Raw genomic sequence first — 15753 nt, forward strand, 5'->3', positions numbered from 1 at the left:
CCGGCTCTTGCACTCGCTTCGGCGGGTGCAGGGCGCAGCCCTGCCGAACACCCTCAAATGTCTGTGGGAGCCAGCCCGTACTGCTCGGCGAAGCGTTTGCTGAAACTCGCCGCAGATCGGTAACCCGCACGTGCGGCCACGGTCTTCAACGGCAGGTCCGTGGTGTAGAGCAGCTGCATGCCATGCGCCAGCCGTGCCTCGGTAAGCAGCTGGCGCAGGCTGGTGTCCTCGGCAGCGAGGCGGCGGCGCAGGGTCGCGCCGCTCAACGCGAACTGCGCTTCCACATCGCGTGATTGCCAGTCGCGTGCCGGCTCGGCGGCGATGCGGTCGCGGATCTGTTCGCCCAGGCTCGGTGCCTGCGGCAGCAGCAGGTTGCCGTGGCCCTGCCGGCACAGGGTCAGTACCAGCGAGGCCAAGGCCAATCGTGCTTCGCTGTAACGGCCGTCCTGCAGCGACTGGCGCCATTGGCGCAGCACCACGCCATGGTCGATCAACGGCAGTCGCGCCATCGCCTGGCCGGGGGCGGGAAGCTCCTCGCTCCACAGCGTGCGTGCGGCTGCCAGCACTTCGGCACACAGCGGCACGATGGCACTGAGGTAACGGCCGCTGCGTGGGTCGGGGCTGTTGACCACGTCGATGCGGCAGCGCTGGGTCAGCAGCAGGATGTCGCCGGGAACGAACTCCAGAGACTGGTGTGCGGTACGCACCTGCTTGCGGCCCTCCAGCAGGATCGCGAACTGCGGTTGCGGAATCTCCACCGAGCTGGCGCCATGCTCACGGCGTGCGGTGATGCAGGCATAGCCTTCGGCGCGCTCGCAGCCCGCCAGGCTGGCCATCTCGGCCAGCAGTGCGGTGGCCGGGGGCAGCATGCTGGTCATGTCACGTGCGCACCGAGCAGGCGACCGACGCCGGCGGCCGCAGCCATCGCCAATGCGCCCCAAAACATGACCCGGATCGCGCCGCGCACAGGCGAAGCGCCGCCGGCCTGGGCGGCCATTGCGCCGGTCAGGCACAGGCCCAGCAGGGTACTGGCCGTGGTCATCATCGCCACCTTGTCGATGGGTGCCAGCAGCGCGGTCAGCACCGGCAGCGCGGCGCCGCAGGTGAAGGCGCCGGCCGAGGCCATCGCCGCCTGCAGCGGACGGGCGCGCAGCTCTTCGGTGATCCCCAGTTCGTCGCGTGCGTGGGCACCCAGCGCATCGTGGGCGGTCAGCTGTTCGGCAACCTGGCGCGCCAACGCCGGCTCCAGCCCGCGATGGCGGTAGATCGCGGTCAGCTCCTCCAGCTCGCTGTGCGGGTCTTCGTGCAGTTCACGCTTCTCCATGGCCAGGTCGGCGTCTTCGGTGTCGGCCTGGGTCTGCACCGAGACATATTCGCCAGCGGCCATCGACATCGCGCCGGCCACGGTACCGGCCACGCCGGTGGCCAGGATTGTGCTGGCCGAGGCACCGCTGGCGGCCACGCCGACGACCAGACCCGCCACCGAGACGATGCCATCGTTGGCTCCCAGTACCGCGGCGCGCAGCCAGCCGACGCGCTCGGAGCGGTGCAGTTCGGGGTGTCGTGAATGGCGGCTCATGCCTTGAGTGTACGAGGGTCAAGAGGGCGTCGGTAGGATGCTGAAACCCGTCACCGTCGCATGACGTGGCGGAGTGCCACGCTATAGTGCGCCCTTGCGATGCAAGGCCCTCAGCCCCACATCCCCTGCCACTGTCCAGCGAGTCCTCCCTTTGTCGAGCCCCAGCCACGTCGCCGATACACCCATTACCGACCGCTCGCAGCTGGTGGCGGAGATCGCTTCCGGCGAGAAGCCCCGTTCGCGGTGGCGCATCGGTACCGAGCACGAGAAGTTCGGGTTCCGCCTGGACGACCTGCGCCCACCGACCTTCGAGGGCGAGCGCGGCATCGAAGCGCTGCTCAAGGGCTTGGTGCGCTTCGGCTGGGAACCGGTGCAGGAGAATGGCAACACGATCGCCCTGCTGCGCGATGGCGCCTCGGTGACGCTGGAACCTGCCGGTCAGTTGGAACTGTCCGGAGCGGCGCTGGAGACCATCCACCAGACCTGCGTGGAAACCGGCACGCACCTCAATGAGGTGGCACAGGTGGCTGGCGAACTGCAGCTGGGCTTCCTCGGCATGGGCTTCCAGCCGAAGTGGACGCGCGATGAGATGCCGTGGATGCCGAAGGGCCGCTACAAGATCATGCGTTCGTACATGCCCAAGGTCGGTTCGCTGGGCCTGGACATGATGACCCGCACCTGCACGGTGCAGGTGAACCTGGATTACGCCAGCGAAGCGGACATGGTGAAGAAGTTCCGCGTGTCGTTGGCGCTGCAGCCCATTGCCACCGCGCTGTTTGCTGATTCGCCGTTCACCGAAGGCAAGCCGAACGGCTACCTGAGCTACCGCTCGCACATCTGGACCGATACCGACGCCGACCGTACCGGCATGCTGGATTTCGTCTTCGAGGATGGCTTCGGTTACGAGCGCTATGTCGATTACCTGCTCGACGTGCCGATGTATTTCTCCTACCGCGACGGCATCTACCACGATGCCAGCGGGCAGAGCTTCCGTGATTTCATGCAGGGCAAGCTGCCGGTGCTGCCGGGGGCGCTGCCGACCCTGCGCGACTGGTCGGACCACACCACCACTGCATTCCCGGAAGTGCGCCTGAAGAAGTACCTGGAAATGCGCGGCGCCGATGGCGGTCCGTGGAGCCGCCTGTGCGCGCTGCCGGCGTTCTGGGTCGGCCTGCTGTACGACGACACTGCGCTGGATGCCGCCTGGGACCTGGTGCGTGACTTCAGCCTGGCCGAGCGCCATGCGCTGCGCGACGGGGTGCCGAAGCATGCGATGAACCTGCCGTTCCGCACTGGCAGCGTGCGCGACCTGGCCCGCGAAGCGGTGAAGATTTCCGTGGAAGGCCTCAAGCGTCGTGCGGCGCGCAATGCCGATGGGCAGGACGAAAGCAAGTTCCTGGACGTGCTGCAGGAGATCGTCGAGTCCGGCCTGACCCCGGCCGAACGCAAGCTGGCGCTGTTCCATGGGCGCTGGCATGGCGACGTTGACCCGGTGTTCCGCGAGTTCGCGTACTGATTGGAGTGTTCTGGACGCCGGGCATGGCCCGGCGCTACCGATGGACGTGGCCTGCCTGGCGATGCAGTCAGCCCGGCTTGCCGTCGCGCCGTGGGCTCAGGTAGATCCAGCCCAGCCGTGCCACCCACGGTGCCAAGGCCAGCAGCCAGCCGATGGCGGCGGCGAAATGCCAGGCGTAGGCATCGGGCATCAGCTCGGCGAGGATGCGCATGATCGCCACCGCCTGCAGCGCGACGAATGCGAACCAGGCCACTGCCGGCATCACCAGCGGTCGCCCGGAATGGCCTTGAGTGACCCGGGTCACCATCGCCACCAGCAGGCTGCCGAACAAGCCCACGGCGAGGGCATGCAGCGGCGCGCGGGCGAGCAGCTGCGGATGGCCGAGCAGATGACCGACATCCTGCAGCAGGTACAGCCCGAAGCTGATCGGCAGCCACGCCAGCGCCAGGAACAGGGCGGCAAGCAGGCCCGGCATCGGCCCGCGTGGCCACCAGTGCCACAGCGCCTGCAGCGACAGCATCAACAGTGGTGCATCAGCCAGCCACAGCGCGTTGTCCACCTGCAACGCGGTCAACAGCAGGCGAAGCATCAACAGCGCCCACATCGCGGCCAGCCAACGTAGTGGCCGCCACGGCACATAGCCGTCCACCACGTTGTTGGCGAAGAACGGGATCATCCGATGTGCGACGGTCAGGTAGACCGGCAGCAGCACGCCGAACGTGCCGAGCGCCACAGTGACGGGCATCAACGTGGCGTGGCCGCGCGCCACTGCCATGAACAGCAGCAGCCCCAGCCACCCCAGCAGCAGTGCGGCATAGCAGGCGCGCGCATGCCAGTTGCGGTTGGGGCCGGCGGCTTTGAGCACGCGTCCAAGCGCGATCAACCCGGTGCTCCAGCCGGCCAGTGCCAGCAGCAGGCCGGGCCAGAGCCCGGGTGTCCATCCGCAGGCGGCGGCAATCAGCAGCGCCTGTCCGCCGAACAGGCCGATGCCAACCGGCGCATAGCGGCGGCGCGGCAGTTCCGGTTGCCCCATCCAGCGCGGGAACACGGTGAGCAGGAAGCCGAAGATGAAACTGGGCAGCACCAGGTACTGCATCAGCAGCGCGTGCAGCCAGGCCGGTGGCAGCGGCGGCGCCTGCGGTGTCCACAGCCCGCGCAGTGCGCCCAGCCACAGCGCCCACCACAGCATCGCCAGCAGCAGGTTGCTGGCGCCGATGAAGAACAACAGCCGGTGCGGCGCACGCATCAGCATCGCAGGGGAGGGCAGGCGGGCCATGCGGGGAGTCTGCGCCCGGGCGGTGGCCGCTTCCTTGACCTTCGTCATGCCCAATGCATGGGTCGTGCCGGCCAGCGGCCGGCACGACCATAAGAAACCCCGGCCAGGCCGGGGTTCCTCGTTTACCGTCGCCGATCGATCAGGTGGCGTTCTTCATCGTCGCCATGTCGATCACGAAGCGGTAGCGCACATCGTTCTTCGCCATGCGTTCCCAGGCTTCGTTGACGTTCTGGATGTCGATCATCTCGACGTCGCTGACGATGCCGTGCTCGGCACAGAAGTCCATCATTTCCTGGGTTTCAGCCATGCCGCCGATCGCCGAGCCGGTCAGGTGCTTGCGGCCGAAGATCACGCTGCCGCCGGTCAGCGGCGGGTCCAGCTCGGTCAGCACGCCGACCAGGCACATGGTGGCCTCGCGCTTGAGCAGGCCCATGTACGGGTTGGTGTCATGGCCGACCGGGATGGTGTTGAGCAGGAAATCGAAGCTGCCGGCATGCGCCTTCATCTGGGCGGCATCGCGCGAGACCAGTACTTCGTCGGCGCCCAGGCGCTTGGCGTCGGCACCCTTTTCCGGCGTGGTGGTGATCATCACCACGTGCGCGCCGAGTGCCTTGGCGAACTTCACGCCCATGTGGCCGAGGCCACCGAGGCCGATCACGCCGACCTTCTGGCCCGGGCCGACCTTCCAGTGGCGCAGCGGCGACCAGGTGGTGATGCCGGCGCACAGCAGCGGCGCGGCGGCCTTCAGGTCGAGGGTCTCGGACACCTTCACCACGAAGCGCTGTTCGGCCACCACGTGGTCGGAATAGCCGCCGTAGGTCGGCGCGCCGCTTTCGCGTTCACGGCCGTTGTAGGTCCAGGTCGCGCCTTCGGCGCAGTACTGCTCCAGGTCGTGCTCGCAGGCGTCGCAGTGGCGGCACGAGTCGACCATGCAGCCGACGCCGGCGTGGTCGCCGACCTTGAAGCGGGTGACGTTGCTGCCGACCTCGGTCACGCGGCCGATGATCTCGTGGCCGGGCACCATCGGGTAGATCGAGCCACCCCAGTCGTCGCGGGCCTGGTGCAGGTCGGAGTGGCAGATGCCGCTGTAGAGGATCTCGATGCGCACATCGTCCGGGCCGACCGCGCGGCGTTCGAACTCGAAGGGCACCAGCGGGTCGGTATGCGTATGGGCGGCGTAACCACGGGCGAGGGACATGGGGAATCCTTGGCAGGGTTTGTCGAAAGGCGTTTTACAATACGCCGCGTACCCTGTAGCCAGAAGCGCGGATATCGGCATGATTCATCAAGTGAAACTGCACAATCATGGCCACTGACAATCTCACCCACCTGGCCGCGTTTGCTGCGGTCGCCCGTCACCGCAGCTTCCGCCGTGCCGGCGCCGAGCTGGCGCTGTCGACCTCGGCGGTGAGCTATGCCATCCGCGCGCTGGAAGAACGGTTGGGCGTGGGCCTGTTCCACCGCACCACCCGCAGCGTGGCCCTGACCGAGGCCGGGCAGCGCCTGCTGGAACGCCTGCAGCCCGCGCTGGGCCAGGTGCACGACGCGCTGGAAGAGATGAACCAGTTCCGCGCCGTCCCGGCCGGCCTGCTGCGCATCAACGCCACCCGTGCGGCGGTGGCAACACAGCTGGGACCACGGCTGGCGCGCTTCCTGCACGCCCATCCCGATGTGCGGGTGGAGCTGACCGAGAACGATGGCCTGGTCGACATCGTCGCCGAGGGCTACGACGCCGGCGTGCGCCTGCACGAGTTCGTGCCCGAGGACATGGTGGCGGTGCCGATGGGGCCACCGCTGCGCGGGCTGATTGTCGGCTCGCCGGACTACCTGCGGCGACACCCGGCACCGCAGCATCCGCGGGACCTGGCTGCGCACGAATGCATCCGCTTCCGCTTCGCCAGCGGGCATCTGTACAAGTGGCAGTTCGAGCGCGGTGGGCAGGCGCTGGAGATCGACGTACCCGGACGGCTCACGCTGGGCGAGCAAGGCACCGTGGTCGGCGCGGTGCTCGATGGCATCGGCCTGGCTTACGTGCTGGAAGACACGGCAAGGCCGTACATCGATTCGGGCCAGATGGTGGCGGTGCTGGAAGACTGGAGCGAACCGTTTGCCGGCTTCGCGCTGTACTACCCGAAACAGCGGCAGATGCCCGGTGCGCTGCGTGCGTTCGTGGATATGCTGCGGGAGTGAGTTGCTGCAGGAGTGCCGACCAACGAATCGGGATCGGCCGGTAGATCCACGCCACGCGTGGATGGAGCAACCTTACGCCCCCTGCAACACCGGCCCCAACAACGCCAGGCAATCACGTAGATGCACCTCCACCGGCGCATCCTCGGCCACCACACCGATCACGCGTTCGCGCAACGGCTCGGCCACGGCCATCGCCAGCAGCAATCGCGCCATGCGCACGGGGTCTCCTTCGCGCAGCAGCCCACGCTGCTGCTGGCGCGCCAGCCAGTCGGCCAGCAGCGCACGGCCGCGTTCAATGCCGTTGTCCAGATAGGCCTGCAGCAGCGCGTCCTTGCCGGGGAAATCGGTGGCCAGCAGGCGGAACACCTGCACCGCCTGCGCCGACAGCGCCTGTGCGCACACTGCGTGCAGGATGTCCTCCAGCAGTGGCACGACCTCTTCGGCATTGCGCGCATCGCGCTGCAACTGTGGCGCGAAGCCGTCGGTCCACTCGCGCACCGCCAGCCCAACCAGTTCCTCGCGGTTGCTGGCGTGACGGTACACGGTCTTCTTCGCCACCCCGGCGTGCGCCGCCACCGCTTCGATGGTGGTCGCCTCGTAACCCTGTGCCAGCAGCAGTTCCAGGGTGGCCTGCAGTACCGCGTGGCGCACCTCGGCTTCGGGGCGCGCAGGGCGGCCGCGGCGACGGGTTGGTGTTGTGGGCTCGGGCAGGGTGGTGCTGTTCATTGCGCCCATCTTACCGCATCCGGCTAATTGCGAAACGTTTATCGTTTCCATATTATCAGGCCTCCCAACACCGCAGGAGACCCCGATGGATACCGCTGTGAACGCCCGCGCCTGGCTGGACCACCACGATCTGCTGGAGCCGGCACCGATGCGCCTGGAAACCGGCATCCAGCGCCGCGAAGACGGCACCCTGCTGGTGGCGGTGCGCACCGATCTGCACGGCTGCAAGGGCCGCATGCTGGACTGGTGGTTCACCTTCTTCGAGACCACCCAGCACATCCGCTGGTGGCATCCGGTCGATCATGTCGAGCATCGCGGCTGGGACGCGGCCTGGCAGCGTGGACGCAGCTACCACGGCGCCAGCATCCATGCCGTGGAATCGCTGGCCGACATTCCGCCGGTGGCGGCGCGCCTGAAGTTCCATGACCCGCGCACGCTGCTGGTGCCCGAGCGCCTGCAGGCGGCACAGGATGCAGGCGATGTATCGGCGGTGATCGCCGCGCGCATCGGCTTTGGCGACCACGTACGCCTGGATGCAAACGGTGATCCCTGCGACGGGCAGATGCTGCACGTGGCGCGCGATACGCCGTTTGGCTGTGTGCTGCGCAGCCGCTTCGTGCTCGGCCTGGACAGCGCCGATCCGCACCGCGATGCCGGCGATGCGGTCGGCCTGGGCCTGCTCAAGCACTGCTACACGGAGTTCAGTTTCCTCTCGCGCCTGTTGCCGTCGCTGTACTACGGCGAGCGCGCCAACGGCGAAGCGGTGCCGTTGCCGTGGTGAACGATGCGCCGGTCATTCGACCAGCGCGTCGTAGCCTTCGCCACTGAACTGGATGAGGCAGAAGCCGTGGCCGAACGGATCGGCCAGCACGGCGATGCGCCCCCAACGACGCTCGCGCATGGGCTGTTCGAGCGTTGCCCCGGCCGCAACCGCACGTACCAGCGCGGCGTCGATGTCATCCACCACCCAATCCAGGTGCAGCGGCGTCCAATGACGCTCGTAGTCGCGCACGTCGCCGTCTTCGGTGGCGGCGCTGCCGGCCGCGTTCTGCAGCAGGTACAGCGGGGTGGGCCCGCCGAGCAGCTCCACGGCGCCCGGGCCGAGACGGCGGCCAATGCGCAGGCCGAAGGCTTCGGTGTAGAAGGCTTCCGTCGCTGCAAGGTCGGGCACGTCGATATTGATGATGAACGGAGCGGTGACGGAGTTCATGGGGACTTTCGTCATGTTGTTGGGCACGGATATGCCGTCTAGGATCGAACTGTAGTCCCAAACCGGAGTGCCATCGTCGTTTCGAACGGTGGCCTCGATGCCAGGGAGGATTCCATGCGGGACCTGGAAGCACGAGTGCGCACGCTGGAGCAGCGGGCAGGCCGATGGCCCTGGCTGCTGGTGGCAACGCCCGTTCTGTTGGTATCGACCGTGCTGGCCGGTCGCGGTCTTGCCAGCCCGGAGGCCGGCATCGTTCCCGAGATTCGCACCCAACGCCTGATCGTGCTTGATCACGAAGGACGCAAGCGCGTGGAAATCGGCGAGGACGCGCCGGACCTGGACATCAAGCGCAACGCCCGGGTGGCGGGGTTGATCATCTTCGATGGCAATGAACAGGAGCGCGGGGGCATGGTCACCGCCGACGATGGCAGTGCCACGGTTGCCTTGGATGCGCCGCGCGGCGTTGGCTATCGCGTGTCTGATCGCGCCGGGATGAAGGTGGGAGCGGACGGTTCGGCACTCATTGGTGTCCTCTCCAACGCCGGAGGCTTTGCCGCCAGGCTGGTCGCGCAGGGAGCGGAAGGGCAGCTGGAACTGAGCCGTGTGGACGCCGCCGAAGGCGGAGCATCCACCCGTGTGATCCACGTAGAGGCTCATGGCAGGTGACGGAACAACCACAGACCCAACCAAGGAGCGCAACATGCGTGAGCAGGATATAGCCGTACGCTTGGAACGCCTGGAGCACAGGCTGCGCCACAGGAATCTGCTGGCGGCCTCGATGCTCGTGCTCGGCGCATCGTTGGCCCTGATCGGGACCAGCGTGGCCACGCCCGATGCCAGCGTGGTGCCGGAGATCCGTACCTACAAGCTGACCGTGCTCGACAGTGAAGGGCGCACGCGCGTGCAGATTGCCGAGGATGCCAGTGACATTGCCCGCAACTCACGCGCAACGGGCATGACGATCTACGACGCGAAGGGCGATGAGCGCGGTGGCATCGGCACCATGGCCAATGGCAGCGCGGTAATGGCGTTGGATGCACCGGTTGGCGTGGGCTACAAGGTTCGCGATCGGGCGGGCATGAGGGTCGCGCCCGATGGCACCGCCGTGATCACGGCGCTCTCCAACGAGGGCAGCTTTGCCGCCAGCCTGGTGGCGCAGGGCAACCAGGGGCGGCTGGAGCTGAGCCGCAAGGACTCGGCCAAGGGTGAGATCAGCACCCGTGTGCTGACCTTCGACTCGGATGCGACCAAGGTCGAGAAGGCGCCGTAACGCGTTCCGCGGCGAGGGGCGCACCGCTTCCACGCATGGCGTGGAACTACTGCGCGCGCGGGTAGTCGAGGTAGCCTGCTTCGCCGCCACCGTAATAGGTGCTGCGGTCGGGCATGGCCAGTGCGACGTCGTGCTGCAGGCGCTCGACCAGATCCGGGTTGGCGATGAATGGCTGGCCAAACGCGGCCAGGTCGATGGTGCCGGCTTCGACCAGCTGCATTGCGCGCCCGCGGGTCATGCCACCTGCCAGGATCACGGTGCCACCGTAGGCCTGCTTGAACTGCTGCAGGAACGCCTCGCCCAGCACCGACTGCCCCGCCTGCAGGTTGTCGTTGAGGTGCACATAGGCCAAGCCGCGCTTGCCCAGTTCCTCGGCCAGGTACAGATACGTGGCTTCGTTGTCGGGGTAGAACGGCATGTCGAAGGTGAGGTTGTTCGGTGCCAGACGCACGCCGATGCGATGCGCGCCGATGCGCTGGGCCATTGCATCGACGGTGTCCAGGATCAAGCGCGCACGATTGGGCAGCGAACCGCCGTAGCGATCATCGCGCTGGTTGATGAGCGGGTTGAGGAACTGTTCGAACAGGTAACCGTTGGCCGCGTGCAGCTCGATGCCGTCGAAACCGGCGGCGATGGCGTTGTCCGCCCCGCGCACGAAATCGTCGACGATGCCGGAAATCTCCGCGGTCTCCAGTGCGCGCGCCGGGGTGGGGTCGGCGTGGCCGCGGCTGCCGTCGTCCAGATAGACGAACGAGGTGTTCTTCGGTGCGCTGGCGACCGGGCGGGTGCCGGCACTGACCGGCTGGCCACCGTTGGGTTGCAGCGAGGAATGCGACATGCGGCCGACGTGCCAGAGCTGGGCGAAGATCGTGCCCTGCGCGGCATGCACGGCCTCGGTGACCAGTTTCCACCCGGCGACCTGCTCGGCCGACCAGATACCCGGCACGTCGATGTAGCCCTGGCCCTGCGGCGAGACCGGGGTGCCTTCGCTGATGATCAGGCCGGCGCTGGCGCGCTGACGGTAGTACTGGGCGGTCAGCGCGTTGGCCACGGCGCCGGGGTTGCGGGCACGGGTCATCGGGGCCATCGCGATGCGGTTGCGCAGGGCGGTTCCTGACAGGTCGAACGGGCGGAAGAGGGCGGCGGTCATATCGGTCATCTCGGTGCGGGGGAGGCGCCAGCGGCGCGATGCACACAGGATGGAGTTGACATGTGGATGCATAAAGCGCTTCGATCTCCCTTTGTGCGGGACTATTTGTCCCCAATAGGGTGCGAACGATGCTGCCGCTGGAATCCTTGAATGGCCTGGTGACCTTCGTCACCACCGCACGCTCGGGTAGCTTCACCGAAGCTGCCGACGCGCTGGGCATCTCGCGCTCGGCAGTGGGCAAGGCCATCGCTCGGCTGGAAACGCGGCTGGGGGTGCGCCTGTTCCACCGCACCACGCGGCGCATCGCGCTGACCACCGACGGCGAGGCGTACTACGCCTCGTGTGCGGCGGCGCTGGAAGAGATCTCCGCGGCCGAGGCCTGCCTGGGTTCGGCCGGCCTGCCCAGCGGGCGGCTGCGCATCGACATGCCGTCCTCGTTCGGGCGGCTGGTGGTGTTGCCGGTGCTGCTGCGGTTGTGCCGGCAGTACCCGGACCTGCAGTTGACGATGACCTTCACCGATCACTTCGTCGATCCGGTCGAAGAGGGCATCGACCTGCTGATCCGCTTCGGCGGGCTGCATCATGCAGAGCACCTGGTCGCGCGGCGGCTGGGTCGCCAGCGGCTGGTCACCTGCGCATCACCGGAGTACCTGCAGGCACACGGCGTGCCGCGCACGGTGGAAGAACTGGCGCAGCACCGCAGCATCGTCGGCTTCCGCCATGGCCAACCGGTCTGGTGGCGGATCGGCAGCGAGCAGGACGACGGAACGTTCATTCCCAGTGCGCCCTATCAACTCAATGATGGCGATGCGGTGATCGAAGCGGCCATCGCTGGCCTCGGTATCTGCCAGATGCCCATTTCACTGGTACGCCGCCATCTGGATTCCGGCGCGCTGCAATCGGTGCTGGACGCGCACATGCAGCGGCACATCGACATCCATGCGCTGTGGCCGCCAACCCGGCACCTGCGGCCGAAGGTGCGCTACGTGGTGGATGAGTTGACCCGGTTGGCGGAACAAGGCCTGTTTGATTGAGCCGATGGCATCAATAGGCAACGATCCGTGCGGACGTGTCTTCGCCTTCTTGAAGTGCTTCGAACACCTCAGCCAGAAGCGCAATCAGATCGCGCCCATGTGCGGTGACGAAGTAGGTCGCCAGGCTTTCGATGTCGGGAGCGATATCGTCTCCACACGGTGGACGCTGGATTCGTTCCTCGAACGACCAGATGACACGGGCCGGCGGAAGCTCGGCCAGCTCGCAACGGACCCTATGCAGTTCGGCCAGCGCTTCGGCAGCATCTGATTGCTGCAGTCTACCCGCATATAGCTGCCTCATGAGGATAGGGAATCGGCTTCCCCATCCATCCGGTTCGAGATTTCCTGCGATGGTTGAGAAGAATGCGTACAGGACGTTGCGACTTCCTATTTCATCGGTGATCTGTCCAAGCCGGATGCCGACCGTCATGCGCGTGAACCCCAATGACTGGCCGGAGCTGCACGCAGGGTATTGGCGCTGTCCTGATGGTGCTTCATCGATTTCAATTCCGCTTGATGTTCTCTTGATGGTCGGCTCCGATAGAGGAGACGTCCATACGAAACATTGCAGAATCCAACGGCGCATTGAAAAAGAGCGGGGCCCGTACACCGGGCCCCGCCTGTGGAACCGCTGCGCCTGGCCTACTTGAAGTTGTAGCGCAGGCTGGCCATGTAGCGACGGCCCAGTGAATCCAGCACATAGGGGAACGGGCCAATGTCGTCGCCCACATTGATCACCGACAACGTGACGCGTGCGGCGTCGGTGATGCGGTAGGTGACGTTGGCGTCCCAGGTGGTCCAGCTGTCGCGGTAGAAGTACTGACGGCTTTCCGGGGTATCGGTCATCGTGTACTGGGCACGGCTGGTGTAGTTGGAGGCCACGCCATAATTCCAGTTGCCGATACGATGCTGGGCGGTCCAGCGGAACTGGCGCTTGGGTTCGTTGAAGCTGCCCGCCTGTTCGACAAACGGCACGTCCCGGTTCGCAGCCTGGCCGCGGTTCTTCGGCATGTAGCCGTAGAAGTCCAGGTCCAGCACACCGAAGCGCGACAGGTCCCAGCGGTAGCCCACTTCGGCGGTCCAGCCGCGGAACATCAGCACCGGGCCGTTGCCATACTCGGTCTTGATGTCGGTGGCCACGCCGGTGCTCGGATCCCGCGTCACCAGGCCGCAGAAGCGGTTGGCGTTGGGCACGTTGGCAGCATTGAAATCGGCATTGTCGAAGCAGCCGGTGATGATGTCATTGGCGCTCAGCGACGTGATCACGTTGCTGATCTTGATGTCATACCAGTCGGCGGCCACGCGCAGGCCCGGGATCCATTCCGGTGCGAACACGATGCCGGCCGTCCACGACTTCGCCGTTTCGTTCTGCAGGCGGGTGCTGCCGTTGGTCGAGCCCAGCGTATTGGTCGGCTGCTGGCGGAAGGTGTTCGGGTCAGCCCCCGGGTAGGCCGCGAAGAACGCCTGGCAGTTGCGGCGCCGCACCGCAGGATTGGAGCCGCCGCTGATATTGTCCAGCGAGCACACTTCCGGGATGTTGTAGTAGGCCGGCTGCTGGGTGGTGTAGAGCTCGGCGATGGAGGGCGCGCGCAGTGACTGGGTCTTGTTGCCGCGCAGCTGCAGGCCGGCAATCGGCTCGTACTGGATGCCGTAGGTGAACGCATTGAACGCGCCGGCGACGGAATTGTCGACGCGGCGGAACTTGGCGGTCAGGTCCAGGCGATGCAGGCCCGGAATATCCCAGTCGGGATTGAACAGCGGTGCCAGCACTTCGGCGAACACTTCATTGGTGTGGTACTTGCCTTCCGCCGCCTGGGTCGGCACCGAGCGGCCCTGGCCCAGGCGCTGGTACTCGCTGGGGGTGAAGGAGCCTTCTTCGCGGCGGTGTTCGAAGCCGGCCGCCGCGGACAGCTCACCGCCCGGAAGATCGAACAGGCCACCGGATACCGACGCGTTGATGACCGTCTGTCGGGTCTGCGCCTTGGCCACGGTCCGGGTGGAGACATAGTCCAGGGCTTCGCGCGACGCCTGGTTCTCGCCGAACAGATTCAGCGGGCGGCAGTTCGCATCGGTCGTGGTGCCCGGGCGGGTGGCATCACAGACGATGCGCCCGCTGGCGTCGGTGGTGACGTTGATCGCATTGATGAAGTTCTGCTGGATCAGGCCGGTGCCGAGGTAGTCGAAGTCACCCCGGCCATGGGTGACGCTGGCTTCCCAGTTGAAGCTGCGCTTTCCGACCTCGAAGAAGCCGTTCAGGCCGAGCACCGCACGGGTCAGGCGGGTTTCAGTGCTGGCGTTGTTCATCGACAGGTCGCGTGAGGAACGCGACAGGCGGAACGAGGTGATGCCGTTGTCGGCAAGGATCTTGCGGGTTTCCGCACTCAGGAACGGATTGCTGGCGCTGAAGGTCAGTGCACCGCTGGCGGCACCACCGCCGTCCAGGCGCGCGTTGCCGAAGGACACAGCGTTGTAGACGTTCTGGTCCAGGGTTTCGCGGGCGGTTGCTTCATATCGGGAAAGCTCGAAGAAGCCGCGCACGTTGTCGGTGAAGTCGAAGCTGCCGGTGGAGTACACCGAGCGTCGTTCGAGGTCGGCAATCAGCGGCACCGTCTCGAACAGGTTCAGGCCGTCACCGCCGGAGGCGTTGCCGCCCGCGTAGCTGGTACCGGGGTTGAACTCGACCAGCTTGCCCTCGTTGTTGAACTGCCACAGTTTGTTGTTCGGGCCGAAGCCGAGGATGTCGCCCAGGCCGTTGCGCGTGTAGCTGCCGGTGGCCGGCATCACCAGGCCACCGAAGGTCATGCTGGCGATGCGCCGGTTGCGGATCCAGACCTGGTCGGGGATGCCGTCGGCCGGCCCGGTGTTGAATGGAATGCTGCCGTCGATGCGACCATCATTGGTCGGCTGGCGCCAGGACTGGAAGTTCCTGGCATTGGCTGCGGTAGGGTTGGCCTGCAGGCTGTAGCCCTGGCGGTAGAAGTCGCGTTGCAGGGCGTTCACACCGTCGGCGTTGTCCAACTCCGCGGCGACCACGATATGGCCGCGCCCATCGGCGAAGTCGGTACCGAAGATGGCCGACCAGGAGTAGCGTTCGTTGTCGTTCTTGCTGGTTCTGCCGTAGCCCAGTTCCACTTCGGCGCCATCGAACTTGTCGCGCAGGATGATGTTGTTGACGCCGGAAATGGCATCCGATCCGTAGGTGGGTGCGCCGCCCACGCTCAGGCTTTCAATGCGTTGCACCATGACGCTGGGAATGGCGTTCATGTCGACCTGGATGCCAGAGCCGCCACCCGCACCAAAGATGGTGGGCGGCGTGGAGGTCACGAAGCGGCGGCCGTTGACCAGGGTGAGCAGGCGATTGCTGCCCAGGCCGAATTTGCTGGCGAAATTGACGCCGGCACCGAAGCCGGCCTGGTCGCCACGCGAACTGACGCCCGCGCTGACGCCGGGAATCCGGGTTACCGCATCGATGAGGTTGGTGTCGCCATAGTTCTCGATCGATTCACGGCTGACCACCGCCGCGGGCTCCAGCGTGTCGAAGCCGGCGCGGTAGATGCGCGAGCCGGTGACGGTCACCCTGTCCAACTGCACGGGGGTCTTGGTGCTGGCAGGCTCGGCTTTCTGTTCCTGCGCGGTGGCCTGCTGCGCCATGGCCGGCGAGGCCGCCACCAGCATCAGCGCCGAACCCAGTGCGACAGACAAGCGACTGCGTGCGAACAACGGTCGGTACATGATCTCTCCCTGGTCACGCCAATGTGACTCAGGGATAAACGCAGAGGCATAAGCGACACCCTACGTCATG

At 66.3% G+C, this 15753-nt stretch carries 15 protein-coding genes; 6 read left to right on the forward strand and 9 right to left on the reverse strand.

The window, feature by feature from the left end:
• Window positions 1–53 precede the first annotated feature (53 nt).
• Both ABR323_RS16090 and ABR323_RS16095 read right to left on the reverse strand, forming a co-directional pair.
• Complete coding sequence (locus tag ABR323_RS16090) at window positions 54–878, reverse strand: helix-turn-helix transcriptional regulator (protein ID WP_439450018.1); 825 nt, start codon at window positions 876–878, stop codon at window positions 54–56.
• Window positions 875–1579 (reverse strand): VIT1/CCC1 transporter family protein, encoded by a 705-nt coding sequence (locus ABR323_RS16095; protein ID WP_439450019.1) that lies wholly within the window; start codon window positions 1577–1579, stop codon window positions 875–877. Before ABR323_RS16095 ends, ABR323_RS16090 begins: the two co-directional genes overlap by 4 nt.
• Window positions 1580–1730: 151 nt before the next feature.
• On the opposite strand from ABR323_RS16095, the gene ABR323_RS16100 reads away from it, so the two are divergent.
• Window positions 1731–3095 (forward strand): glutamate--cysteine ligase, encoded by a 1365-nt coding sequence (locus tag ABR323_RS16100; protein WP_135275081.1) that lies wholly within the window; start codon window positions 1731–1733, stop codon window positions 3093–3095.
• A 67-nt stretch (window positions 3096–3162) separates the two neighbouring features.
• On the opposite strand, the gene ABR323_RS16105 is transcribed toward ABR323_RS16100, so the two are convergent.
• Window positions 3163–4419: an NnrS family protein gene (locus ABR323_RS16105; protein WP_439450020.1), complete on the reverse strand. Its 1257-nt coding sequence runs from the start codon at window positions 4417–4419 to the stop codon at window positions 3163–3165.
• Window positions 4420–4510: 91 nt separating this feature from the next.
• Window positions 4511–5569: an NAD(P)-dependent alcohol dehydrogenase gene (locus ABR323_RS16110; RefSeq protein WP_439450021.1), complete on the reverse strand. Its 1059-nt coding sequence runs from the start codon at window positions 5567–5569 to the stop codon at window positions 4511–4513.
• Window positions 5570–5676: 107 nt separating this feature from the next.
• Between ABR323_RS16110 and ABR323_RS16115 the strand changes: the two genes are divergently transcribed.
• Window positions 5677–6561 (forward strand): LysR family transcriptional regulator, encoded by an 885-nt coding sequence (locus tag ABR323_RS16115; protein WP_135275078.1) that lies wholly within the window; start codon window positions 5677–5679, stop codon window positions 6559–6561.
• Window positions 6562–6633: 72 nt separating this feature from the next.
• Here ABR323_RS16115 and ABR323_RS16120 read toward each other — a convergent pair whose 3' ends face one another.
• Window positions 6634–7296, reverse strand: a complete 663-nt coding sequence (locus ABR323_RS16120) for a TetR/AcrR family transcriptional regulator (protein WP_439450022.1) — start codon at window positions 7294–7296, stop codon at window positions 6634–6636.
• 76 nt (window positions 7297–7372) lie between these two features.
• On the opposite strand from ABR323_RS16120, the gene ABR323_RS16125 reads away from it, so the two are divergent.
• On the forward strand, window positions 7373–8068 hold the full coding sequence (locus tag ABR323_RS16125) for a DAPG hydrolase family protein (protein WP_439450023.1): 696 nt from the start codon (window positions 7373–7375) through the stop codon (window positions 8066–8068).
• Between the two features lie 12 nt (window positions 8069–8080).
• Here ABR323_RS16125 and ABR323_RS16130 read toward each other — a convergent pair whose 3' ends face one another.
• The gene (locus ABR323_RS16130; protein WP_439450024.1) at window positions 8081–8497 is read right to left on the reverse strand and encodes a VOC family protein; all 417 of its coding nucleotides are present in this window, start codon (window positions 8495–8497) and stop codon (window positions 8081–8083) included.
• A 135-nt stretch (window positions 8498–8632) separates the two neighbouring features.
• Here ABR323_RS16130 and ABR323_RS16135 point away from each other — a divergent pair, with 135 nt between their 5' ends.
• Both ABR323_RS16135 and ABR323_RS16140 read left to right on the forward strand, forming a co-directional pair.
• Window positions 8633–9163: a hypothetical protein gene (locus ABR323_RS16135; RefSeq protein ID WP_439450025.1), complete on the forward strand. Its 531-nt coding sequence runs from the start codon at window positions 8633–8635 to the stop codon at window positions 9161–9163.
• 34 nt (window positions 9164–9197) lie between these two features.
• Window positions 9198–9767 (forward strand): hypothetical protein, encoded by a 570-nt coding sequence (locus ABR323_RS16140; protein WP_439450026.1) that lies wholly within the window; start codon window positions 9198–9200, stop codon window positions 9765–9767.
• A gap of 46 nt (window positions 9768–9813) precedes the next feature.
• On the opposite strand, the gene ABR323_RS16145 is transcribed toward ABR323_RS16140, so the two are convergent.
• Entirely contained in the window at window positions 9814–10917 is a 1104-nt protein-coding gene (locus tag ABR323_RS16145; protein ID WP_439450027.1) for an alkene reductase, read from the reverse strand.
• A 128-nt stretch (window positions 10918–11045) separates the two neighbouring features.
• On the opposite strand from ABR323_RS16145, the gene ABR323_RS16150 reads away from it, so the two are divergent.
• Window positions 11046–11951 carry a LysR family transcriptional regulator gene (locus ABR323_RS16150; protein ID WP_439450028.1) on the forward strand — a complete coding sequence of 302 codons (906 nt, stop codon included), beginning with the start codon at window positions 11046–11048 and terminating at the stop codon, window positions 11949–11951.
• A gap of 10 nt (window positions 11952–11961) precedes the next feature.
• On the opposite strand, the gene ABR323_RS16155 is transcribed toward ABR323_RS16150, so the two are convergent.
• Together ABR323_RS16155 and ABR323_RS16160 are read right to left on the reverse strand one after the other, a co-directional pair.
• Window positions 11962–12381: an Imm70 family immunity protein gene (locus ABR323_RS16155; protein WP_439450029.1), complete on the reverse strand. Its 420-nt coding sequence runs from the start codon at window positions 12379–12381 to the stop codon at window positions 11962–11964.
• A gap of 212 nt (window positions 12382–12593) precedes the next feature.
• Entirely contained in the window at window positions 12594–15683 is a 3090-nt protein-coding gene (locus ABR323_RS16160) for a TonB-dependent receptor domain-containing protein (RefSeq protein ID WP_439450030.1), read from the reverse strand.
• Between the last annotated feature and the right edge of the window lie 70 nt (window positions 15684–15753).

The organism is Stenotrophomonas sp. ATs4 (assembly GCF_051861585.1).
Taxonomy (GTDB): Bacteria; Pseudomonadota; Gammaproteobacteria; order Xanthomonadales; family Xanthomonadaceae; genus Stenotrophomonas; species Stenotrophomonas maltophilia_AS.